Origin of the sequence: Apilactobacillus ozensis DSM 23829 = JCM 17196, assembly GCF_001435995.1 — a bacterium.
Taxonomy (GTDB): Bacteria; Bacillota; Bacilli; order Lactobacillales; family Lactobacillaceae; genus Apilactobacillus; species Apilactobacillus ozensis.
Genome location: NZ_AYYQ01000003.1, coordinates 20,050 through 42,790, shown reverse-complemented (window position 1 = coordinate 42,790; position 22,741 = coordinate 20,050). Strand labels below are relative to the sequence as shown.

19 protein-coding genes and 1 tRNA gene are annotated in these 22,741 nt (G+C 33.1%); 19 read left to right on the top strand and 1 reads right to left on the bottom strand.

Annotated features, from left to right (window positions below):
• Positions 1-230: 230 nt before the first annotated feature.
• From dnaA to FD06_RS01190, 14 genes are all read left to right on the top strand, one after another.
• The gene (gene dnaA, locus FD06_RS01255; protein ID WP_056965655.1) at positions 231-1,562 is read left to right on the top strand and encodes a chromosomal replication initiator protein DnaA; all 1,332 of its coding nucleotides are present in this window, start codon (positions 231-233) and stop codon (positions 1,560-1,562) included.
• Between the two features lie 155 nt (positions 1,563-1,717).
• Positions 1,718-2,863 (top strand): DNA polymerase III subunit beta, encoded by a 1,146-nt coding sequence (dnaN, locus tag FD06_RS01250; RefSeq protein ID WP_054657869.1) that lies wholly within the window; start codon positions 1,718-1,720, stop codon positions 2,861-2,863.
• Between the two features lie 120 nt (positions 2,864-2,983).
• Complete coding sequence (locus FD06_RS01245) at positions 2,984-4,084, top strand: M24 family metallopeptidase (protein WP_054657871.1); 1,101 nt, start codon at positions 2,984-2,986, stop codon at positions 4,082-4,084.
• Between the two features lie 222 nt (positions 4,085-4,306).
• Positions 4,307-4,525, top strand: coding sequence for a S4 domain-containing protein YaaA (gene yaaA, locus FD06_RS01240; RefSeq protein ID WP_054657873.1), 219 nt, complete (start codon positions 4,307-4,309; stop codon positions 4,523-4,525).
• Between the two features lie 8 nt (positions 4,526-4,533).
• A complete protein-coding gene (gene recF, locus FD06_RS01235) occupies positions 4,534-5,655 on the top strand; it encodes a DNA replication/repair protein RecF (protein WP_056965654.1) in 1,122 nt (373 codons plus the stop codon).
• A 20-nt stretch (positions 5,656-5,675) separates the two neighbouring features.
• On the top strand, positions 5,676-7,622 hold the full coding sequence (gyrB, locus tag FD06_RS01230) for a DNA topoisomerase (ATP-hydrolyzing) subunit B (RefSeq protein WP_056965653.1): 1,947 nt from the start codon (positions 5,676-5,678) through the stop codon (positions 7,620-7,622).
• Between the two features lie 41 nt (positions 7,623-7,663).
• Positions 7,664-10,153, top strand: coding sequence for a DNA gyrase subunit A (gene gyrA / locus FD06_RS01225; protein ID WP_056965652.1), 2,490 nt, complete (start codon positions 7,664-7,666; stop codon positions 10,151-10,153).
• A gap of 155 nt (positions 10,154-10,308) precedes the next feature.
• The gene (rpsF, locus tag FD06_RS01220) at positions 10,309-10,599 is read left to right on the top strand and encodes a 30S ribosomal protein S6 (protein WP_054657875.1); all 291 of its coding nucleotides are present in this window, start codon (positions 10,309-10,311) and stop codon (positions 10,597-10,599) included.
• Positions 10,600-10,633: 34 nt separating this feature from the next.
• Positions 10,634-11,146, top strand: coding sequence for a single-stranded DNA-binding protein (ssb, locus tag FD06_RS01215; protein WP_054657877.1), 513 nt, complete (start codon positions 10,634-10,636; stop codon positions 11,144-11,146).
• 26 nt (positions 11,147-11,172) lie between these two features.
• A complete protein-coding gene (gene rpsR / locus FD06_RS01210) occupies positions 11,173-11,409 on the top strand; it encodes a 30S ribosomal protein S18 (protein ID WP_054657879.1) in 237 nt (78 codons plus the stop codon).
• Positions 11,410-11,519: 110 nt separating this feature from the next.
• On the top strand, positions 11,520-13,538 hold the full coding sequence (locus FD06_RS01205) for a DHH family phosphoesterase (protein ID WP_082605242.1): 2,019 nt from the start codon (positions 11,520-11,522) through the stop codon (positions 13,536-13,538).
• Between the two features lie 79 nt (positions 13,539-13,617).
• On the top strand, positions 13,618-14,070 hold the full coding sequence (rplI, locus tag FD06_RS01200; protein ID WP_056965651.1) for a 50S ribosomal protein L9: 453 nt from the start codon (positions 13,618-13,620) through the stop codon (positions 14,068-14,070).
• Between the two features lie 71 nt (positions 14,071-14,141).
• The gene (gene dnaB / locus FD06_RS01195) at positions 14,142-15,530 is read left to right on the top strand and encodes a replicative DNA helicase (RefSeq protein ID WP_054657881.1); all 1,389 of its coding nucleotides are present in this window, start codon (positions 14,142-14,144) and stop codon (positions 15,528-15,530) included.
• A gap of 63 nt (positions 15,531-15,593) precedes the next feature.
• Entirely contained in the window at positions 15,594-16,775 is a 1,182-nt protein-coding gene (locus FD06_RS01190) for an MDR family MFS transporter (protein WP_056965650.1), read from the top strand.
• A gap of 94 nt (positions 16,776-16,869) precedes the next feature.
• On the opposite strand, the gene FD06_RS01185 is transcribed toward FD06_RS01190, so the two are convergent.
• Positions 16,870-16,942, bottom strand: a tRNA-Lys gene (locus FD06_RS01185).
• Positions 16,943-17,142: 200 nt separating this feature from the next.
• On the opposite strand from FD06_RS01185, the gene yycF reads away from it, so the two are divergent.
• From yycF to FD06_RS01160, 5 genes are read left to right on the top strand one after another with little or no spacing between them, the layout of a single operon-like run.
• Positions 17,143-17,850: a response regulator YycF gene (gene yycF, locus FD06_RS01180; RefSeq protein ID WP_056965649.1), complete on the top strand. Its 708-nt coding sequence runs from the start codon at positions 17,143-17,145 to the stop codon at positions 17,848-17,850.
• Between the two features lie 49 nt (positions 17,851-17,899).
• Positions 17,900-19,744, top strand: a complete 1,845-nt coding sequence (gene walK / locus FD06_RS01175; protein WP_420834745.1) for a cell wall metabolism sensor histidine kinase WalK — start codon at positions 17,900-17,902, stop codon at positions 19,742-19,744.
• Positions 19,734-21,029: a YycH family regulatory protein gene (locus FD06_RS01170; protein WP_056965647.1), complete on the top strand. Its 1,296-nt coding sequence runs from the start codon at positions 19,734-19,736 to the stop codon at positions 21,027-21,029. Before walK ends, FD06_RS01170 begins: the two co-directional genes overlap by 11 nt.
• Before the next feature lie 17 nt (positions 21,030-21,046).
• Positions 21,047-21,856 carry a two-component system regulatory protein YycI gene (locus FD06_RS01165; RefSeq protein WP_054657887.1) on the top strand — a complete coding sequence of 270 codons (810 nt, stop codon included), beginning with the start codon at positions 21,047-21,049 and terminating at the stop codon, positions 21,854-21,856.
• Positions 21,857-21,870: 14 nt separating this feature from the next.
• Entirely contained in the window at positions 21,871-22,680 is an 810-nt protein-coding gene (locus tag FD06_RS01160; protein WP_056965646.1) for an MBL fold metallo-hydrolase, read from the top strand.
• The last annotated feature ends 61 nt before the right edge of the window (positions 22,681-22,741 follow it).

Below are 22,741 nucleotides of genomic sequence, written 5' to 3'. Positions count from 1 at the left end.
TGGATAACTTTCAAAACGTTTTAATATCAACGTTTGTAGGCAATAGTTATCCACAGGTGCCTGTGGATAACTCTAATTTTTTAATTTTTATGTGCTAGTTATCCACAGGGCTGTGGATAACTTTATCCACAGGGTGTGGATAACTTTATTTTATTTATGTATTCCTGTGGATAATTAACATACATAATGCTAAAATTGTTCTATGTAATTTTAAATTGGGAGGAAATTGTATGGACAAGGATAATTTATGGTCAAAAATAAGCGACTATTTCAAATCCGACGTTTCAAGAACTACCTATTCGACTTGGGTAGAAACTGCGATCCCAATTAAATTGGAAAACAACGAGTTAATAATTGAATTACCTTCACCTTTACATAAAGATTATTGGAAAGATAAATTATCAGAGCAATTAATTGAATATGCTTATAAAATAACTAAAAAAGACATTTTTCCTAAATTCGTATTAAAGGATGAGTTAAAAAAATCAGAAGAAAAAATCAATGATACTAAAGTGCAGTTACCAACGTTTATGAAAGATACACACTTAAACCCAGAATATACCTTTGATACATTCGTCATTGGTAAAGGCAACCAAATGGCACATGCTGCTGCTTTAGTAGTGTCAGAAGATCCAGGAAAAATGTATAATCCCCTCCTTTTATACGGTGGCGTTGGATTAGGTAAAACGCATTTAATGCACGCAATTGGTAATAAAATAGTAAAAAACAAACCGGATACTCAAATCAAATATGTTACCAGCGAATCGTTTACTAATGACTTTATAAATGCTATTCAATCTAATCATACTGAAAGATTTAGACAAGAATATCGTAATGTTGACGTACTTTTAGTTGATGACATTCAATTTTTTGCTGATAAAGATGGTACTCAAGAAGAATTTTTCCATACTTTTAACGATTTATATGAAGATGGTAAACAAATCGTTTTAACATCTGATCGTCTACCAAACGAAATTTCAAAATTACAAGACCGTTTGGTATCTAGGTTTGCATGGGGCTTATCAGTTGATATCACTGCTCCTGACTTAGAAACCAGGATTGCTATTTTGAGAGCTAAAGCTGATAGTGATAATATGGAAGTTCCAGTTGATATCCTAAATTATATTGCTGGGCAAATTGATTCAAACGTTAGAGAATTAGAAGGTGCATTGTCTAGGGTTCAAGCTTTTGCAAAATTCAAAAAAACAGTGATTAGTAAAGATTTGGTTTCTGAGGCTCTTCATGGCTTAAATAACCACATATCTAAGCTCAATAAATCATCGGTCGATGAAATAATATATCAAGTAGCAAATTATTTTGAATTAGAACCTGAAGATATCAAGGGTAAGAAACGTACTAAAGCCATCGTGATTCCTAGGCAAATTGCTATGTATTTATCTAGAAAATTAACCAACGTATCACTACCTAAAATTGGTATATCTTTTGGTGGTAAAGATCATACTACCGTTATTCATGCATATGATAAAATTAGTGTATTAATGAAAAAAGAAAAAGCTGTAAAAGAAGCTGTAAAAGAATTATCAAAAATTTTGGGAAAATAGTTATCCACAGATAATAAAAGTTATCCACAGAGTTATCCACAGGCACGAGCGTTGATATAAAGGGATATTTTAGACTTATCCACATATCCACAGGCCCTACTAGTACTTTATATTATTATATTAATTAATTTAAAAAATAAGGAGTTTGCATAGTTATGAAATTTTCAATAAACAGAGTTGAGCTAACTAAAAGATTAAATTTAGTATCAAGAGCAATATCTTCTAAAACGACAATCCCAATATTAACTGGATTAAAATTAAAAGCTAATAGCAGTGAATTAGTTTTAACTGGTAGTAATGCTGATATATCAATTGAAAACAAAATATTATCTGAAGACAACAATAACATGTTAACGGTTGTTGAACCTGGTTCAGTAGTTTTACCTGCCAGATTCTTTACGGGAATCGTAAAAAAATTACCAGAAGACTTAGTGACTATCGAAGTTAACGAAGATAACTTGCAAACTGTAATTAAATCAGGAGCTGCTTCATTTACAATTAATGGTTTAAATGCAGAAGATTATCCACACTTACCAGAAATTGACACTAATAACGCTATTGAATTAAAAGGTGACATATTTAAAGAAATGATTAGTCAAACCGTTATTGCTGTTTCTAATCAAGAAAGTCGCCCAATTTTAACTGGGGTCCATTTTGTACTAAATAATGCTGAGCTAATGGCTGTAGCTACCGATTCACATCGTTTAAGTCAAAGAAAAATAAAATTACCAGAAATTGATGAAGGTAAATCATATGATTTAATTATTCCAGGTAGTAGTTTATCTGAATTATCTAAGATGATTTCTGAAAATAACGAAACAGTAAAAATGAGTGTTTCAGAAAACCAAGTATTATTTATAGTTGGTCAAAATTCTTTCTATTCAAGATTGTTAGAAGGAAACTATCCCGATACATCTAGATTAATTCCCGATACATCTACCACAACCATTGAATTTGACAATGTTGAGTTATTGGGTGCAATTGAACGTGCTTCAATTCTTTCACATGAATCTAGAAATAATGTTGTTAAATTAACAATTAATCCAGCTGATGAAATTGTTAAAATATCAGGCAACTCACCTGATGTTGGTAACGTAGAAGAAAAACTAGATCCTAAAAAAATTGACGGAAATGAATTGGAAATATCTTTTAATCCTGATTACATGAAAGATGCTGTAAGAGCATTTGGTAAATCAATTATTAAAATATCCTTTACTTCTTCATTAAGACCATTCACGTTACTTCCAACTGAAGATAGTGAAAACTTTATTGAATTAATAACGCCAGTAAGAACATTTTAAAAATTATTTAAACAATAAAAAGCATTTATATTAAAAAATATAAATGCTTTTTTAATTTTCATTGTTAAATATTTAATCTTGTTTTAAGATTATATCAACTATTATTTATGGAGGTTTCAAATGACAAAATTAGAAAGAATTCAACAATGGACTGCTGAAAATAGTTTAGATTTTACATATATCAGTGACCCAACAACTATCGAATATTTAACTGGTTTTGCTAGTGATCCACATGAAAGAATCTTAGCATTGCTGGTATTTCCAAATCAATCACCATTTTTATTTACGCCGGCATTAGAAGTTGAGTCTGCTAGAGAAGCAGGGGTGTCTTTTGACATTTATGGATATTTGGACCATGAAAATCCTTGGGCAATTATTGCTGATAAAATTCGTCAAAGAAATAATCACCCAACTACAGCTGGTTTAGATAAAATAGCATTCCCAGTTGACCATTTTGAAAAGCTTACCGAAAATTTAACAGGCGTTACTTTTAATAAAGACATTAGCGGATTAATTGATTCTATGCGTGCCATTAAAACTGAGGATGAAATTCAGAAAATGATTTTGGCAGGTCAAGAAGCTGATTTTGCTTTTGAAACTGGTTTTAAAGCTGTTAAACCAGGCGTAAAAGAAGTCGATGTAGTGGCCGAATTAGAATATGCTTTAATGAAAAAGGGTGTTATGGAAATGAGTTTCAACACCTTAGTGCAAGCTGGGAAACATGCAGCTGAACCACATGGTGAATCTAGCACCAATGTTATTGAAAACAATCAACTAGTATTGTTTGATTTAGGTACAGTCCACGATGGTTACATGTCTGATGCATCTAGAACTGTTGCAGTCGGCAAACCTAGTGATAAAGAATTAGACATGCATAAAGTATGTTTAGAAGCCCAACTTAAAGCTATGGATGCTGTTAAACCTGGCATTACAGCTGAAGAATTAGATAAAATAGCACGTGACGTTATTACTAAAGCTGGTTACGGTGAATACTTTATCCACCGTCTAGGTCATGGAATCGGCATGGGAACACATGAATTTCCATCAATAATGCAAGGTAACCAAATGGAATTAAAACCTGGTATGTGTTTCTCAATCGAACCAGGGATTTATGTACCTGGTTTTGCCGGGGTAAGAATTGAGGATTGTGTATATGTTACAGAAGATGGCAGCAAACCATTTACGCACACACCTAAAAATTTAATTTATGTGGATAAATAAATGTCGTTAACAATATTTTAAAAAGTGGAATCAAATATACTGATTCCACTTTTTTATATTTAAAATTGAATTTTTAGCATATTTTAGCGATTTTTTGTGGATATATGTATAAATTATCGAAAATACTTTAAAACCGCTCATATACTAATTTTAAAGCTATAAATGTGTACTTTAATCTAAAAAAAGGGTATAATAATCACTAAAGCAAAGGTGGGTGAAGTCTTGAAAAAAAACGTAATTATAAGCACTGATTTTATTACGCTAGGTCAACTTTTGAAGGAAGAAAACGTTGTTTCATCAGGTGGTCAAGCAAAATGGTATTTGAGAGAAAATACAGTTATGGTCAACAGTGAACCAGATGACCGTCGTGGTCGTAAATTGTATGACGGTGACAACGTTGAAGTCCCTGATGCAGGGATGTTTTTTATTCGTAAAAAGTAGGGATAAGAATGCGAATAACGACTTTGAAGTTAAGTAACTTTCGTAATTATGAAAATGTTTGTGTTGAATTTAATCCTGGCGTAAATGTTCTACTTGGAAATAATGCTCAAGGCAAAACCAATCTTTTGGAATCGATATATGTCTTAGCATTAACAAAAAGTCATCGAACCGCTAATAATAAAGAGTTAATTAGTTGGCATAATGATTACGCGCAATTAAAAGGCTTAATTCAAAAGCGTTTAGGTAACACTAATTTAGAAATAGATTTAGGTAAAAAGGGTAAAAAAGCGAAGGTCAATCACATTGAACAAGCGAAGTTATCATCTTACATCGGAAATCTAAACGTTATTTTATTTGCGCCAGAAGACCTATCTATCGTCAAGGGCTCACCGAGCATTCGCAGAAGGTTTATGGATACTGAATTTAGTCAGATTAGCAGTCAGTATCTATACAATACAACTCAATATAAAAAGATATTGAGACAACGTAATAATTACTTAAAAAAGGTTCAATACAGTCATAAAAAAGATGAAATTTATTTAGAAGTTATTTCTAAGCAGATTGCTGCCTTTGGTTCTAAGATTATTTTTAGTCGACTTAATTTGTTAAAAAAATTAGAACATTGGGCGCAAAATATTCATAGTGAAATTTCACAAAATGCGGAAAAATTAACTTTTAAATATCTTACTTCAGTGAATTTGGATGACAATGGATTGACCACTGACAAAATTTACAGTGATCTTTTAAATAGTCTTACTAATAATCAGAATAAGGAAATTCATCAAGGAACGACTTTGTATGGGCCACATCGTGACGACGTACAGTTTTTGATAGATGAACGAAATGTACAAACTTTTGGTTCACAAGGCCAGCAGCGAACAACAGCACTATCGTTAAAACTATCGGAAATTGATTTAATGAAACAAGAAACAGGAGAGTATCCCATTTTATTACTAGATGATGTGCTATCCGAATTAGATGATGGTCGACAGACCCATCTTTTAAATGCGATAAAAAATAAAGTTCAAACATTTATTACCACTACTAGTTTAAATGGAATGACCCAAGATTTAGCTGAAAAACCAGCTATTTTTAACATAGACAACGGGAATTTATCTAAAAATAATTAGTTTTTAGAGGAGGAATTAATTTGACTGACAAGGAAAAAGAAGAACGTCGCGAAAAGGCAAGTGAATATAACGCTAGTCAGATTCAGGTTTTAGAAGGTCTTGAAGCCGTTCGTAAACGTCCAGGAATGTACATAGGATCTACCAGTGTTCAAGGACTACACCATTTAGTATGGGAAATTATCGATAACGGAATTGACGAAGCATTGGCTGGGTTTGCTGATGCAATTCATGTAACTATCGAAAAAGATAACAGTATTACGGTTGTCGACAATGGTCGTGGTATCCCAGTTGATATCCAACAAAAAACTGGTAAACCTGCTCTAGAAACTGTTTTTACCATTTTGCATGCCGGAGGTAAATTCGGCGGTGGCGGTTATAAAGTATCTGGTGGTTTGCATGGGGTTGGTGCCTCAGTAGTTAACGCCTTGTCAACATCATTGGATGTAACGGTTGTTCGTGGTGGTAAACGTTACTACATGGACTTTAAACGAGGCCACGTAAATACACCAATGAAATTATTGGGGGATGCTGATCCTGATAAGCATGGGACCAAAGTACACTTTGTACCGGATCCAGATATTTTTAGAGAAACGACCGTTTATAACGTTAAAACTTTAACCGATCGCATTCGTGAGCTAGCTTTCTTAAATAAAGGATTAAAGATTAGTATTCGTGATGAACGTGCTGAAGAACCTACCGAACAAGATTTCCTTTATGAAGGCGGAATTAAACATTACGTTGAATACATTGATGAAGATAAAGAACCTTTATTTGATGAACCAATCTATGTTGAAGGTAATGAAGATGGTATAAACGTTGAAGTAGCTCTTCAATACACTGATGATTATCATAGTGAATTACGTACTTTTACCAACAATATTCATACTATTGAAGGTGGTACCCACGAAGAAGGGTTTAAACGAGCTTTAACTAGAACGATTAATGACTATGCTCGCAAGAATAATATCTTCAAGGAAAAAGATGAAAATCTTTCAGGTAGCGATGTTAGAGAAGGAATTACAGCGGTTGTTAGTGTAAAACATCCGGATCCTCAATTTGAAGGTCAAACTAAGACTAAATTAGGAAATTCTGATGCTAGAACAGCGACTGACCATGTTTTCTCAGAACATTTTGCTAAATTCTTAATGGAACATCCAGCACTTGGGCGCAAGATTGTAGACAAGGGTTCTTTAGCTTCTAAAGCTAGAATGGCTGCTAAACGTGCTCGTGAAGTTACACGCAAGAAAAGTGGTCTAGAAATTAGTAATTTACCTGGTAAATTAGCTAACAACACCAGTAAAGACCCCAAAATATCTGAATTATTTATTGTCGAAGGGGATTCTGCTGGTGGTTCCGCTAAGCAAGGGCGTTCCCGTCTTACTCAAGCTATTTTGCCAATCAGAGGTAAAATATTAAACGTGCAAAAAGCTTCAATGGAAAGAATTTTAGCTAATGAAGAAATTCGTTCCATGTTTACCGCGATGGGAACTGGTTTTGGTTCTGATTTTGACATTAATAAAGTTAAGTATCATAAACTAATTATCATGACCGATGCCGATGTCGATGGTGCACATATTCAAGCATTGTTACTTACATTAATTTATAACTATATGCGTCCGTTATTAGATGCAGGATATGTATATATAGCTCAACCACCATTGTACAGATTACAACAAGGTAAAATGATTCGCTACATCGCAACCGATGAAGAATTAGAACAATGGAAAGCTGAAATTCCTGCTTCACCAAAGCCAAACATTCAACGTTACAAAGGTCTTGGTGAAATGGATGCTGAACAATTATGGGATACTACCATGAATCCAGAAAATCGTCGTTTACAAAGAGTTAAAGAAGAAGATGCAGAAAATGCTGCAGCTGTCTTTGATATGTTGATGGGTAACAAAGTTGAACCACGTCGTGAATTCATCGAGAAGAATGCCCAATTTGTTGAAAACTTAGATGTTTAATTAAATGTTTCACGTGAAACATTTTGAATTGACATACTTGAATGGAGGAAAAGACTTTGGCCAATGAAGATTTATCAAATCATCGTATTGAAGATGTTGACTTATCACAGAAAATGAGAACGTCATTTCTGGACTATGCAATGAGTGTTATCGTTGCACGTGCTCTTCCAGACGTTCGTGATGGAATGAAACCAGTTCATCGTCGTATTTTATATGATATGCGTGAATTGGGGATTACTCCTGACAAACCATACCGTAAATCAGCGAGAATTGTAGGAGATACTTTAGGTAAGTATCATCCTCATGGTGACTCAGCAGTTTATGGATCAATGGTTCGAATGGCGCAAGATTTTAGTTATCGTTATCAATTAGTTGATGGTCACGGTAACTTTGGTTCAGTGGATGGAGATAGTCCAGCCGCAATGCGTTATACCGAAGCTAGATTAAGTAAAATTGGAACCCAAATGTTGCAAGACATTAACAAGAATACGGTTGACTTCCAAGACAACTTTGATGGAAGTGAAAGAGAACCGGTGGTATTGCCATCACGTTTTCCCAACTTACTAGTTAATGGGGCTTCTGGTATTGCGGTAGGAATGGCTACTAATATTCCTCCACATAATTTAAGTGAAGTTATTTCAGCTATTCATGTGCTGATGGATAATCCAGATGCTACGACTGCTGATTTAATGGAGGCCTTACCTGGTCCTGATTTTCCAACTGGTGGAGTGGTTATGGGTAAATCTGGAATTCGCAAAGCCTACGAAACTGGTAAAGGTAGCATTATTTTAAGAGCTAAAACCGATATTGAAGAACAAAGTAACGGTAAGCAAAAAATTATTGCAACTGAAATTCCATACATGGTTAACAAGGCTAAATTAATTGAAAGAATTGCTGAATTAGCTCGTGATAAACGAATTGATGGCATTACTGATATTAACGATGAATCTGACCGTGAAGGAATGCGTATTGTGATTGATGTGCGTCGAGATGCATCAGCACAAGTTGTATTGAATAACTTATACAAAATGACTTTAATGCAAACTAGCTTTAGCTTTAATATGTTAGCAATCGTTAAAGGTACGCCTAAAGTGCTTAGTTTAAAAGAAATTTTACAATACTATCTAGAACATCAAGTTGAAGTTATTAAACGTCGTACTAAGTATGAATTAGACAAAGCAGAAGCTAGATCACATATTTTAGCTGGTTTAATCATTGCTTTAGATAACATTGATAGAGTTATTAAAATTATTCGTGAATCACAAACCGCAGCAATTGCTAAAAATGAATTAACAAGTGGTTTTGAATTAGATGATAAACAAGCCCAAGCTATCTTAGATATGCGTTTGGTACGTTTAACTGGTTTGGAACACGATAAGATTGCTAATGAAAATGCAGAATTGCTCAAATCGATTGAAAACTATAGAAGCATTTTGGCTAGTCGTGAAAAAGTTAATGAAATCATCTATCAAGAATTATTGGAAATTCAATCTAAATTTGGCGATAAACGTCGTACCGAATTAATGGTTGGTGAAATTCTAAGCATTGAGGATGAAGATTTAATTGAAGAAGAAGATGTTATCGTTACATTAACTCATAAGGGTTATGTTAAACGAATTGCTACTTCTGAATTTAGAAGCCAAAATCGTGGTGGTCGCGGAGTTAAAGGTATGGGTGTTCATAATGATGACTTTATTGAAAATCTTATTTCAACTACTACCCACCACAACCTACTCTTCTTTACTAATACAGGTAAAGTTTACAGTATGAAAGGTTATGAAATTCCTGAATATGGACGTTCAGCTAAAGGAATTCCAATTATTAACTTACTTGGTATAGAATCTGACGAAACTATTCAAGCGGTTATAACTATTTCGGAAAATGAAGATTATGATGACAAATTCTTATTCTTTACTACACTACATGGAACTGTAAAACGTACGCCTGTAGAAGAATTTTCAAATATCCGTAATAATGGTCTAAAAGCTATTCATCTAAAAGATAATGATGAATTGATTCGAGTATCAACAGTTTCAGAAAAAGACAACATGATTTTAGGAACGCATGCTGGTTACTCAGCTAGTTTTAAGGTTTCTGATGTTAGATCAATGGGTCGTACGGCAACCGGAGTTCGTGGAATTCGTTTACGTGATGATGATTATGTAATCGGTGCAGCAATGCTTAACCCTAGTGACAATGTTTTTGTTATTTCTGAAAAAGGTTATGGTAAGCAAACTGCTGCTACTGAATATGCAATCAAAAAACGTGGCGGTAAGGGAATTAAGACCGTGAATGTTACCGAAAAGAATGGTCCACTTGCTGGTTTAACAACTGTTTCTGGCAAAGAAGATATTATGCTAGTTACTGATAAGGGTGTCATCATTAGATTTAATATTGATGATGTTTCACAAACCGGAAGAGCTACTTTAGGAGTTCACTTAATTAAAATTGCTGATGATTCAAAAGTTTCTACAATGGCCAAAGTTATTGAAAATGCTGATGATTCAGAAATGAATGATTCGGAAGATTAAAACACGCGTATATATTCTTGTATCGTAAATTTAATTCCGTTGTTGAATAAAATAATATATTGTGGTATTCTTTTTAAACGTGAGTATTTGTTAATAACTTTTACTCCTTACTCTTTGATTTAAAGAGTCTTAAAGTCCACAAGGAGGTGTAATTCATGGAAGAACATAAATATGAAATTACTTACATCATTCGTCCAGATTTAGACGAATCAGCAAAGAAAGACTTAGTTGAAAGATTTGACAAAGTTTTAACTGATAATGGTGCTAAGTTAATCGATTCAAAAGACTGGTCAAAACGTCGCTTTGCATACGAAATTGCTGGTTACAACGAAGGTGTATACCACGTTGTTAACTTAACAACTGATAACAAAGCTGCTTTAGATGAATTTGATCGTCTATCAAAATTCTCAGATGACATTTTACGTCAAATGACTGTAAGAAGATAATTAATAACTAAAAAGCAGAGAGGAGAATTTCAGCATGATTAACCGTACAACTTTAACGGGTAGATTAACACGGGATGTTGATTTGCGATACACACAAAGCGGAGTAGCAGTGGGTAGTTTTACTTTAGCTGTTGACCGTCGATTTACAAATGCTAATGGTCAACGTGATGCAGATTTCATCAATTGTGTAATCTGGAGAAAATCCGCTGAAAACTTTGCCAACTTCGTTCATAAAGGTTCTTTGGTTGGAATTGATGGTCGTATTCAAACTAGGAATTACGAAAATCAACAAGGTCAAAGAGTTTATGTAACCGAAGTAGTTGTTGAAAATTTTGCTTTGTTAGAACCACGTTCTGCAAATCATAACAACAATAACGGTGCTCCTCAAAACAATGAAAATCCATTTGAATCTTCCAATAATGGTAATAACAATCAAGCTAATAATTCACAACCATCCAACAACAATGGTGGAAATGGACAACCAGCTGATCCGTTTGCCAATTCTGGCGACCAAATTGATATTTCAGATGATGATTTACCATTTTAATCGAAAAATAGGGGAGGGAAATTATAATGCCACAACAAAGAAGAGGCGGACGTCGTCGTCGTAAAGTTGATTACATTGCTGCTAATCACATTGAATACATCGACTACAAAGACGTTGCTTTACTAGGTCGTTTTGTTTCAGAAAGAGGTAAGATTTTACCACGTCGTGTTACTGGAACAAGTGCTAAAAACCAACGTAAGTTAACAATGGCTATCAAACGTGCTCGTATCATGGGCTTAATGCCATTCGTTTCTGAAGCATAATAAAAATACTTTTACTGGGGTTGTTATTTTATAACACTCCAGTTTTTTTATTACTTTTTTCTTTTGTGATAAAATGAAATTACCACTAACAAGATTAAAGAGGACTTAAAATGAAAAAATTATTCTCATTAGCAAGTCTTCCACCTTTTTTGCGCGATAGTATATTAAGGTGGATAACCGTTTTTATTTCTTTATTATCAATACTAAGTTTAGTAATAAGCTTTTTATATAGTAACGTTTTAGGCTTTACACTTTTAATAGTTATTTGTTTAGCGTTAGCTTTTATTTTTAATGGTATGAACAAATTAAGTGAAGATAGAGACAATTACATCTCAAATCTATCATATCGAATTCACCGTGGTGAACAAGAAACTTTATTGGAGATGCCAGTAGGAGTTTTAATGCTTAGTAAGGCAGGTAACATTGAATGGGTAAATCCATATTTACAACCATATTTTGGTGACGCTGATTTGTTAGGTAATCCAGTTTCTGCAGTTTCACCCGAATTGAGTGAAATTTTAGATAAATATTGGGAAGATGAAAATCCACAGGTTATTGAATGGAAAAATCATTATTTTAATCTTTTAATCCAAAAAGAATATAACACCATATATATGATGGATATTACTAGGTATTTTAATATCGAGAAAAATTATAATGATGAAAAAATAGCGATTGGCCAAATCTTCTTAGATAATTATGATGAGATTACGCAGTCAATGACTGACCAAAACATTTCCAACTTAAATAACTATGTTACTAATGAATTATCTACATGGGCCAAAGAATTTGGCTTCTTTATTAAGCAAGTTGATGAAGATCACCATATTCTGTTTGCTTATTCTAAAACTTTAAAAGAAATTGAAGATGATAAATTTCAAATTTTAGATAATATTCGTGAATCAACTTCTAAACAAAATTTCCCATTAACATTGAGTATCGGAATTGCTTATGGTGATGACAATTTAAATAGTCTTGCTGACCAGGCTCAAAAAGACTTAGATTTAGCTTTAGGACGTGGTGGTGACCAAGTTGTAGTGAAATCTAAAGATAAAGAAGCGCGTTTCTATGGTGGTAAAACTAACCCAATGGAAAAGCGTACTAGAGTTAGGGCTAGAATGATATCACAGGCTTTGCAAGAGCTGATTAATGAATCAGACCAAGTTTTTGTACAAGGACATTCACATCCGGATATGGATTCATTGGGTGCTTGTCTTGGAATTCATAGAATTGCTAGCATGAATGGCAAACCTTGTAAGATGATAGTAAATGAAGAGGGGCTTCATTCAGACGTCCAACGCTTAATTGGTAAAATGAGGTCTAAAGATGAACTTAAAGATGACTTGATTTCACCAGAAGAAGGCCTGCAAAAAGCTACCGATAACACATTATTGATTATGGTAGACCACTCGAAGCCTTCGATGAGTTGTTCAAAGGAAATATATGAACGTCTGGAAAATAAGGTTATGATTATTGACCATCATAGACGTGGGGAAGAATTCCCAGAAAATCCAGTACTGGTATATATTGAACCGTATGCTTCATCAACTTGTGAGTTGATTACTGAAATGTTTGAATATCAATCACAAGATGCTGAACCAATTAGTAAACTAGAGGCCACTGCTATGCTTACAGGTATTTTTGTAGATACTAAATCGTTCTCACTTCGAACGGGAACCAGAACCTTTGATGCGGCTAGTTACTTGAGGTCGGCTGGAGCTGATTCTGAGGAAATGCAAGCGTTTATGCAAGAAAATCCTGACGATTATATGGCAAGAACACATTTGATTTCGATGACTAAGTTTATTGATGAAAAGCATACTTTAGCAGTTATTTGCGGTGAAGACGAAACAGTTTATGATCCAGTTACAGCTGCTCAGGCTGCTGATTCATTATTAAATATTTCAGGAGTAAATGCTTCCTTTGTAATTACTCATCGTCCAGATAAAAAAGTAGGAATCTCAGCACGTAGCAATGGTAGTGTTAATGTGCAAAGAGTGATGGAAACCTTAGGTGGTGGTGGTCACTTATCTAGTGGTGCTACGCAAATTAAAGATAAAACCATTAAAGAAGTAGAAAAAATGTTAGTTAATGCAATTAACGATGTTGAAAAAGAAGAAAATATTTAACCGTTAATTGACTTTTTTCAAGACTTTTAGGTTTATATCTGTTAAATTATTACTTGTAGGACTAAAGGAGTGAATTGTAATGAAAGTTATATTTTTACAAGATGTTCGAGGTAAAGGTAAACGTGGCGAAGTAAAGGAAATGCCAGATGGCTATGCTCAAAATTTCCTAATTAAACAAAACAAAGCTAAGGCTGCAACTAAATCTGCAATTAGCCAATTAAATGGTGAAAAAAAAGCTGAGAAAAAAGAAGCTGCTGAAGAATTAGCTAATGCTAAAGCTTTAAAAGCCAAATTAGAAGATGATAAAACAGTAGTTGAAGTTCCAGCCAAGGTTGGAGCTGACGGGAGACTATTTGGTTCTGTTTCTTCTAAACAAATCGTACAAACAATGATGAAACAACATAACTTAAAAATTGAAAAACGTAAAATTGAACTTCCAGAACCTATTAAGTCTCTAGGTTACACTAACGTTCCTATTAAATTACATTCACAAGTGACCGCAAATATTAGGGTTCATGTTAGTGAAAAGTAGTTTTATTGTTTAAAAAGGATGGCAATGTTGCTATCCCTTTTTAGTTAGTTATTAAATTTAGAGGTAAATTTATGAGTAATGATTTTTTAGGGGGACAAACTCCACCGCAAAGTATTGATTCGGAAAAAGCAGTATTAGGCTCAATCTTCATTGATACGGATTCATTACCAGACGCAATGGAATTCTTGGAACCAGATGATTTTTACAATCATGCCCATCAATTAATTTATTTTGCAATGCAAAAATTAGCGGATGAAGATAAATCAATTGATGTAATTACTATGCGTGATTTATTAGTTCAAGAAAATCATTTAAAAGATGTTGGTGGGATTCAATATATTGCTGAATTAGCTGATTCGGTACCAACGTCTGCGCATATCTTAGACTATGCCAAGATAGTTCGTGATAAATCAATTGCTAGAAAATTGATTAAAACGGCTACTAACATTGCTAGTGACGGTTATGCGGGGAATGAAGACGTAACAACTTTATTAGATAAAGCTGAACAATCTATTTTAAACGTTTCTGAAAATAGAAATCAGTCTGGCTTTAAGCCAATTAAAGATGTTTTAACGACTGCTTTTAACGAAGTAGAAAAACTATCAAAAAATAAATCGGCAGTGACTGGACTGTCGACTGGTTATCCAGATTTAGATAAAATTACAACCGGATTGCATGATGATGAATTAGTAATTTTAGCGGCTCGTCCGGCGGTTGGTAAAACCGCGTTTGCATTAAATTTAGCGCAAAATATTGGTACTAAGACCAATAAAAACGTAGCTATTTTTAGTTTGGAAATGAGTGCTGAATCATTGGTTAATCGTATGATATGTGCTGAAGGTAGTATTGATGCCAATCATTTGAGAACTGGTCAATTATCTCCTGAAGAGTGGGATAATATCATGATTGCGATGGGCAGTTTATCGAGAGCTAACATATATATTGATGATACTGCTGGAATTAAAATATCTGAAATTAGAGCTAAAGCCCGTCGTCTAGCTAAAGAAAATGATGGATTGGGTCTAATCTTAGTAGATTATTTACAGTTGATTGACGGTGGTAGCCAAGAAAACCGTCAACAAGAAGTTTCATATATATCTAGACAACTAAAGAAGATAGCCAAGGAATTGCAAGTTCCAGTAATTGCCCTTTCACAATTATCACGTGGTGTGGAACAGCGTCAGGACAAACGTCCAGTGCTTTCAGATATTAGAGAATCTGGTTCAATTGAACAAGATGCTGACATTGTTGCGTTCTTATATCGTGATGATTATTATGAACGTGAAGACGGCGAGGATGACGAAAATGGTGGCGGTGATAGTGATCAACAACAAGATGTTGGTGAAGTTGAAGTCATTATTGAAAAGAACCGTTCAGGTCCTAGAGGAACCGTTAAATTACTTTTTGTGAAGTCACACAATAAGTTTGCATCTATTTCATACGAACATGGTGATATGTAAAATAAAATTCTTATCCGAGTAAGATAAGAATTTTTTATTATATTTTATTTTAGAGGTGATGAGATGAATTATATTAAGCTTAAGTGGTTATTTTTAGGATCATTTATCAACAATATTGCAGTTAGCACAATTTGGCCTTTAACTACGGTTTACATGCATAATACTTTAAAAAAATCATTAACTGAAGTTGGTATTATTTTATTTTTATTTTCGGTGTCTAATGTTTTCGGTAATTATGTAAGTGGAAAATTGTTTGATAAACATAATCGTTATCCATTAACAATATTTGGAATAGTATTTTCTGTTTTAGTATCGCTTATGTTAATCTTTTTCCATGGCTGGCCGACTTATCCAATTGGATTAGTACTATTAGGTTTTGGAACTGGTTGGAATCTTACGATGGTAAACTCGTTAGGAACTACCATTAGTAATCAATCCAGTCGCCATATTTTTAATATGTTGTATCTAGCGCAAAACATTGGAGTTGTATTAGGAACAATGTTTGTAGGATTTATATATCCATATGGAATAGGCTATGTATTTATTATTACAACAACCATATTAATAATTTATGGAATTAGTGCTGCCATTACTTATAAACAACCAGATTCGATTTACCCGGTTATTAAAGAAGGTCCTAAACGTCAGGAAGTTAAATTACCTAAACCTAACTTTATGTTGATAATGACTTTATTCGTTAGCTTAAGTGTAATTTGGATAGTTTATGAACAATGGGTGTCAAACTTGTCAGTTTATATAACTGGAATGGGCATTCCTTTGAGTATGTATAGTTTTTTATGGACTATCAACGCCTTTTTATTAGTTGTATTTCAATTAATTATTAGTTGGCTAGCTCGTTTTTATGATAATTTATATTTACAAATATACCTAGGTATATTTTTTATCGGACTTTCATATTTTATTTTAATTTTTACACATAGCTACTTAGGATTTGTATTGTCAATGACGGTGTTAACAATTGGGGAAGCTTCAGTAATCCCGTCAATTCCTGCCGTGGTTAATTATCTAACGCCGGTTGAAGTTAAAGGCAAATACCAAGGATTGAATAACGCTTGGGCCTCAATTGGAAAAGCTTTTGGACCATTGTTAGGTGGAATTATGATTGAAGCTTATTCATATAATATGTTATTTTTAACGATTTTATTAGTATGTATAGGTCTAATTATGTTTATCATACTTTCACATATAATATACGGTAAAAAATTTACAAATTTTGATAAATAGGTAAATAAAAAAAGCAACCTAATTAATTAGGTTGCTTTTTTCGAAGTAATAACCACGGCAATTATGCAGCATGATTTTTACTTAAATTGAATGATGGGCAGTCAGGGGCTCGAACCCTGGACCCACGGATTAAGAGTCCGTTGCTCTACCAACTGAGCTAACTGCCCATATCTTTTCGACTTAATTATATTAACATGTCCACAAAATTTTTGCAAGAAAATTTCTGAAAAAATTATAATTGTTGATAATGTTGCCTACAATTCGTTAATATATGGTTGCATATACACAACGTGATATAATTATGTTGTATGTGAATTAAAAATAAAAATTAAAACTATATTTATTCCCAAATAAGGAGTACAACAATATGACTAAAATTCTTGTAGTTGACGATGAAAAGCCGATAACTGATATTGAAAAATTTAACTTAGAAAAAGAAGGATACGAAGTTTCTGTTGCCTATGATGGTGAAGAAGCGATTAAAAAAACCAATGATGAAGATCCAGACTTAATTATTTTAGACTTGATGTTGCCTAAGGTTGATGGCCTAGAAGTTGCCCGTGAAGTTAGAAAGAACCACGATATGCCAATCATTATGGTAACCGCTAAAGACTCAGAATTAGATAAGGTCTTAGGCCTAGAATTAGGTGCTGACGATTACGTTACGAAGCCATTTTCTAATCGTGAATTAATTGCTCGAGTTAAGGCTAATTTAAGACGTCAAGTTGCTAATAATAACTCGCAAAATGAAGATGACACTAACAAAGATATTGAAATTGGTGATTTAGTAATTCACCCAGAAGCATACACGGTAACCAAACGTGGTGAAAATATTGAATTAACACACCGTGAATTTGAATTATTACATTATTTAGCTCAACACATTGGTCAAGTAATGACTCGTGAACATTTATTACAAACGGTGTGGGGCTATGACTATTTCGGTGATGTTAGAACTGTCGATGTTACAGTTAGACGTTTAAGAGAAAAAATTGAAGACAACCCAAGTCATCCAATTTGGTTAGTTACTAGACGTGGGGTAGGGTATTATTTAAGAAATTCAGAAAAAGAATAAGCAATAGTTTTATTGTGTTATAAGGAGTATTTTCACATTGAAAAATAGGATGAAGTTATTTAAATCGATTCATTTTAAAATAGCACTTGTTCTAGCTCTAATTCTATTAGTAACTTTGGAAATTGTGGGGGCTATTTTTGTCAGCCGATTAGAGCAAACTAATTTAGAGAGTTTCAAGAATCAAGTTAAAATTCCTAATTATGTGAAAACTGCGTTGATTAACGACTTATCTAAAAAAGATGTTAACAAAGCCAATATTGAAATAAAATCATTATTATTGGATATGGAAAATAATGAAAAAAATACTGAGATTCAAGTTGTGGACTCTAAAAACACTATTCGAGGTACCAATAGAATTGATAATCAGTCTATTATTGGCAGAAGAAATCAAAATCCAGATATAAAACAATTTCTGACTGACCCTAGTCCAAATAAACAGGTATATTCAGGAATCAAAAACAATCCTTCAGATAATAATCGTTATTATACCTACATTGCTCCTTTAAATAAGCCCAATGGTAGTAGTGCCGGTGCGGTATACGTTCATTCTAATCTTAATCAAGTTTATTACGAGATTAATAAAATTACGATTATATACGTAGTGGCTGCCATAGTAGCTATCTTGCTAGGCTTATTTATTGCCATAGTAATTTCTAGAGCAATTACGCAACCTATTGATGAAATGAAAAAACAAACACTGAGAATATCTAAGGGAGATTATTCAGGACAGGTACATGTTTATGGTGATGATGAATTGGGACAACTTGCAAACGCAGTAAATACACTTTCTGTAAAAGTTGAAGAATCTCAAGAAACTACGGAAGCCGAGCGTCGTCGTCTAGACTCAGTCTTAACGAATATGACTGATGGTGTTTTAGCTACTGATCGTCGTGGTAACGTTATCATTATTAATGATGAAGCAGTTAGCTTTTTATCTGCACCGAAAGAAGGATTTGTTGGTAAACCTATTTTAGATGTGTTAGACATTCGTGATCGATATACTTTAAGAGAATTAATTGAAGACCCTGATGAGCTAATCATAGACCGTTCAGATGCTAGTCATGATTTAATTTTACATGCTCATTTTTCACTTATTCAAAGAGACTCTGGATTTATTTCAGGCTTAGTTTGTGTGCTACATGATGTTACGGAACAACAAAAGATAGATAACGATCGTAAGCAGTTCGTTTCAAACGTTTCACATGAACTGAGAACGCCACTAACTAGTGTGCACTCATATATTGAAGCTCTGCAAGATGGTGCCTGGCAGGACAGTAAATTAGCACCGAAGTTTTTAAAGGTTACACAAGATGAGACTGACCGTATGATTCGAATGATTAATGACTTGTTAACGTTATCTAGAATGGATTCTGGTACGCAAAAAATGGAAAAAGAAATGGTTAACATTAACGAATTATTTAATTACTTATTAGACCGTTTCGATATGATTATTAAAAATGATGACAAGCCAGATAAAATGTATAAAATCACTCGCAAATTTACCCGTAAAGCTTTATGGGTAGAAATCGATACTGACCGATTTACTCAAGTTATCGATAACTTAATGAATAATGCTATTAAATATTCTCCTGATGGTGGGACGATTACCTGTTCACTTTACGAAACTAGAAATAATGTGGTTTTAAGTGTTAAAGATCAAGGGTTAGGAATTCCTAGAAACTCGTTGTCAAAAATATTTGATCGATTTTATAGAGTTGATAAAGCAAGGTCTAGAGCACAAGGTGGAACTGGTTTAGGTTTGGCCATCTCAAAAGAAGTTATTCAAGCATTGGGTGGTAAGCTTTGGGTTGAAAGTACGGAAGGTAAAGGTTCAACTTTTTATATAGCTTTGCCATACGAACCAATGGAGGAGGATTTGTGGGATGAAAATTAAAAAGATGATTCTACCACTTTTACTAACGATTGCTGTTTTAATTAGTATATTTTTATCTATGACTTTATGGATAAATCCTTCTCGTTACCAAAACGTAAACAAAACTAATACTAACGATGACAACGAAATTTACAAAAAGACCTTGCCTTATGTTTACTCTCCAACTCAAGTGATTAAAAATGACTACACAGGTTCGTCATATGTTTTAACTAATCAATCAGTCAACTTAGTTTCAGAGATAAGATTACAAATGCTAAACTTTTCTGATTTAGATTTTAAAAAAATTGATAACAATAATTTAGATAAGTACAAGGATTTTATTAATCGTAAAAATTCTCTACTGTTAAATTATCCGGATACGGTTACAACCAATATATTAAATAAAGTGTTAGATAATAGTTTAAGTAAGCTACCTAACGTTGATTTCAATCGCATTCTCATACCATTAGATGACCATAAAAGTATTTATTTACTGCGTGATGATTCATATTCTGTTTATAAGATATCTTTAAAAAATAATAATCTAGATAAAATTAAAAATATTATTTCTAAAGATGTACGTCAGATTCCAGTTGACATTAGCTTTGAAAATAAAAAGCCTACAATGGTATTTACCAAAAGCTTTTATATGCCCCAATATAGTTATTTATATAACACTACTTCACAGAACTTTTTTGTGAACCGCTTACTTCCTGAATCGAATACATCACCTAAACGACACCGTGACACAACGATATATAGTGATCAGGATAAACGAATTTCTTTCAATGATAAAAATAATGAAGCTACGTATATGGATAGCATGGCTAACTCGATATCTTCTGACCTATCGCAATTTTTATTCCAGGCCTACAAAAATGTTTCTAATCTGGGATTAGGTAATAATTTAAATAGTATTAGATACTTTAGTTATGATGATAAAAACACAGATGTAATTTATCGTAATTATGTTGAAGGTTTTCCAATTTTTGATAATAACTCCTATGGTGCTGTACAAATGAAGATTATCGATAATGTATCCGTTAGATATAATTTCTCTTTAGATGTTTTACAAACGCCATTACCTTCTAAAAAGAAAGATTTGAAAATGATAAGTACTAAACAGGTAATGAATAATCTTATTAGTCTAGGCTACGATAAGAAAAAAATTGGGACAATAGAATTGGGTTATCAATCTATTAAATCTAACTCTTCAGATATATTGATTAACTTAAAGCCAACTTGGTTTGTTCAATATAATGGGAAATGGCTCAATTATAATAAAGCTACACAAAACCAGTACTAGAATCGAGGGGATATTTTTTGGATTTTAAGCGAATACAGTTGATTTTTTTAATTGTATTTATAATGATAGATATATTTCTTTTTAATATGTTTCATGAAAATAGAAGCTTACAAACTGAAAGTGTATCTCAAAGTAACAGTAGTGAAATCGTTAAGCAGATGCAAAATGATCAGATATTAGTAGCGACAACTCCTTCTGATAAAGTTTCTGAAGGCTATTACTTAGCTGCCGAATCAAATGATTCATTGAAAAATTCTATAAAAGATTTACAAAATCAATCCGCTCGTTTTAGCAATGGCTTTTTAAGAAGCACTTTTAAACGAAAATGGGGGAAAGACAGTATCGACAAGATAATGTTGAATCCTTCATACATTACGCATGGTAGTCAGTATGAATATGCTAAAAATTTATCCAATGCTAACACTTTAGTTTATTTACAAAAACATGATAATGGGACTTTTTACTCTAGTATCTATGGGCAAATTCGCTTTAACATTAGTAGTGATGGTTTAGTATTAGGCTATACACAAAGCTATCTATCTGATGTCCGAATTTTGCGTGAAAAATCGGCTACTATTTCTGGCAGTAAAGCACTTTATAATTTGTATCAATATAACGAGATCCCCAATAATTCTAAAATTGATTGGGAGAAGTTGTATTATACAAAGCTATTGCAAAATAATCAGGTCTATATTCCAACTTGGGTAATTGCATTTACTACTGGTGATTCTTCAAATATTCAAGTAAAGCGCATTAATGCCTTTACTGGTTCAATGCTTAGCTCTGGCAATACTAAAGATGCAATCAATAGTTTTTCAACTAATTAGTTTCGAGGTATTTTATGATTAATAATGATAATATGAAAATCAGCGTGCTATCTAGCGGTAGTGGTGGCAACGTTTCTTATATTGAAACTGCCCAGCATAAAATACTCTTAGATGCTGGCTTAAGTGGAATAAAAATAAAAAAGCTATTGGCTTCTATCAATAGAAGTATCGAAGATATCGATACACTATTAGTTACTCACGAGCATAATGACCACTGCAAAAGTGTTGGAATATTAGCTAGAAGATACCCACAAATTAGTGTTTATGCCAATGAGTTAACTTGGCAAGCCATGAATGATAAGATAGGTAAAATTAATAATTCACAAAAGAATATTTTCCCGCCTAATGTAGTTTTATCATTTGGAGATTTAGATATTGAAAGTTTTACAGTTTCACATGATGCGGCACAAGCCCAGTTTTACAATTTTCATCATCATGATAAAAGTTTTGTGGTTTTAACTGATATAGGATACGTTCCACAAAGAATTGTTGAAACGGTTAAAAATGCTAACGCTTATGTTTTTGAATGTAATCATGATGTAGAAATGTTGCGAAATGGTCCATATGCTTGGTCATTAAAGCAACGTATTTTAGGTGATTCAGGGCATCTTTCTAATGAGGATGGTGCTGATGCGTTAATGGATTGTATAGGTTTGAATACTAAAAACATATTTGTTGGGCATCGTAGTCACAATAATAATACTAAGCTTTTAGCTCACGACACGGTATCGGATATTTTAAAAAATCATGATTTTGATGTCGGTAGTGACTTTAATTTATTAGACACTGATGTTAATTGTCCATCTAAATTGATTACTTTATAAAAAATAAAACTTTTTTTAAGTTAATTTTTAAGTAACAGTTTTATTATTAAATAAAATTTAT

Coding starts and splice junctions, on each gene's coding strand:
- dnaA (WP_056965655.1), top strand. CDS start 231: ATGGACAAGGATAATTTATGGTCAAAAATAAGCGACTATTTCAAATCC.
- dnaN (WP_054657869.1), top strand. CDS start 1,718: ATGAAATTTTCAATAAACAGAGTTGAGCTAACTAAAAGATTAAATTTA.
- FD06_RS01245 (WP_054657871.1), top strand. CDS start 2,984: ATGACAAAATTAGAAAGAATTCAACAATGGACTGCTGAAAATAGTTTA.
- recF (WP_056965654.1), top strand. CDS start 4,534: ATGCGAATAACGACTTTGAAGTTAAGTAACTTTCGTAATTATGAAAAT.
- gyrA (WP_056965652.1), top strand. CDS start 7,664: ATGGAGGAAAAGACTTTGGCCAATGAAGATTTATCAAATCATCGTATT.
- rpsF (WP_054657875.1), top strand. CDS start 10,309: ATGGAAGAACATAAATATGAAATTACTTACATCATTCGTCCAGATTTA.
- ssb (WP_054657877.1), top strand. CDS start 10,634: ATGATTAACCGTACAACTTTAACGGGTAGATTAACACGGGATGTTGAT.
- rpsR (WP_054657879.1), top strand. CDS start 11,173: ATGCCACAACAAAGAAGAGGCGGACGTCGTCGTCGTAAAGTTGATTAC.
- FD06_RS01205 (WP_082605242.1), top strand. CDS start 11,520: ATGAAAAAATTATTCTCATTAGCAAGTCTTCCACCTTTTTTGCGCGAT.
- rplI (WP_056965651.1), top strand. CDS start 13,618: ATGAAAGTTATATTTTTACAAGATGTTCGAGGTAAAGGTAAACGTGGC.
- dnaB (WP_054657881.1), top strand. CDS start 14,142: ATGAGTAATGATTTTTTAGGGGGACAAACTCCACCGCAAAGTATTGAT.
- FD06_RS01190 (WP_056965650.1), top strand. CDS start 15,594: ATGAATTATATTAAGCTTAAGTGGTTATTTTTAGGATCATTTATCAAC.
- yycF (WP_056965649.1), top strand. CDS start 17,143: ATGACTAAAATTCTTGTAGTTGACGATGAAAAGCCGATAACTGATATT.
- walK (WP_420834745.1), top strand. CDS start 17,900: ATGAAGTTATTTAAATCGATTCATTTTAAAATAGCACTTGTTCTAGCT.
- FD06_RS01170 (WP_056965647.1), top strand. CDS start 19,734: ATGAAAATTAAAAAGATGATTCTACCACTTTTACTAACGATTGCTGTT.
- FD06_RS01160 (WP_056965646.1), top strand. CDS start 21,871: ATGATTAATAATGATAATATGAAAATCAGCGTGCTATCTAGCGGTAGT.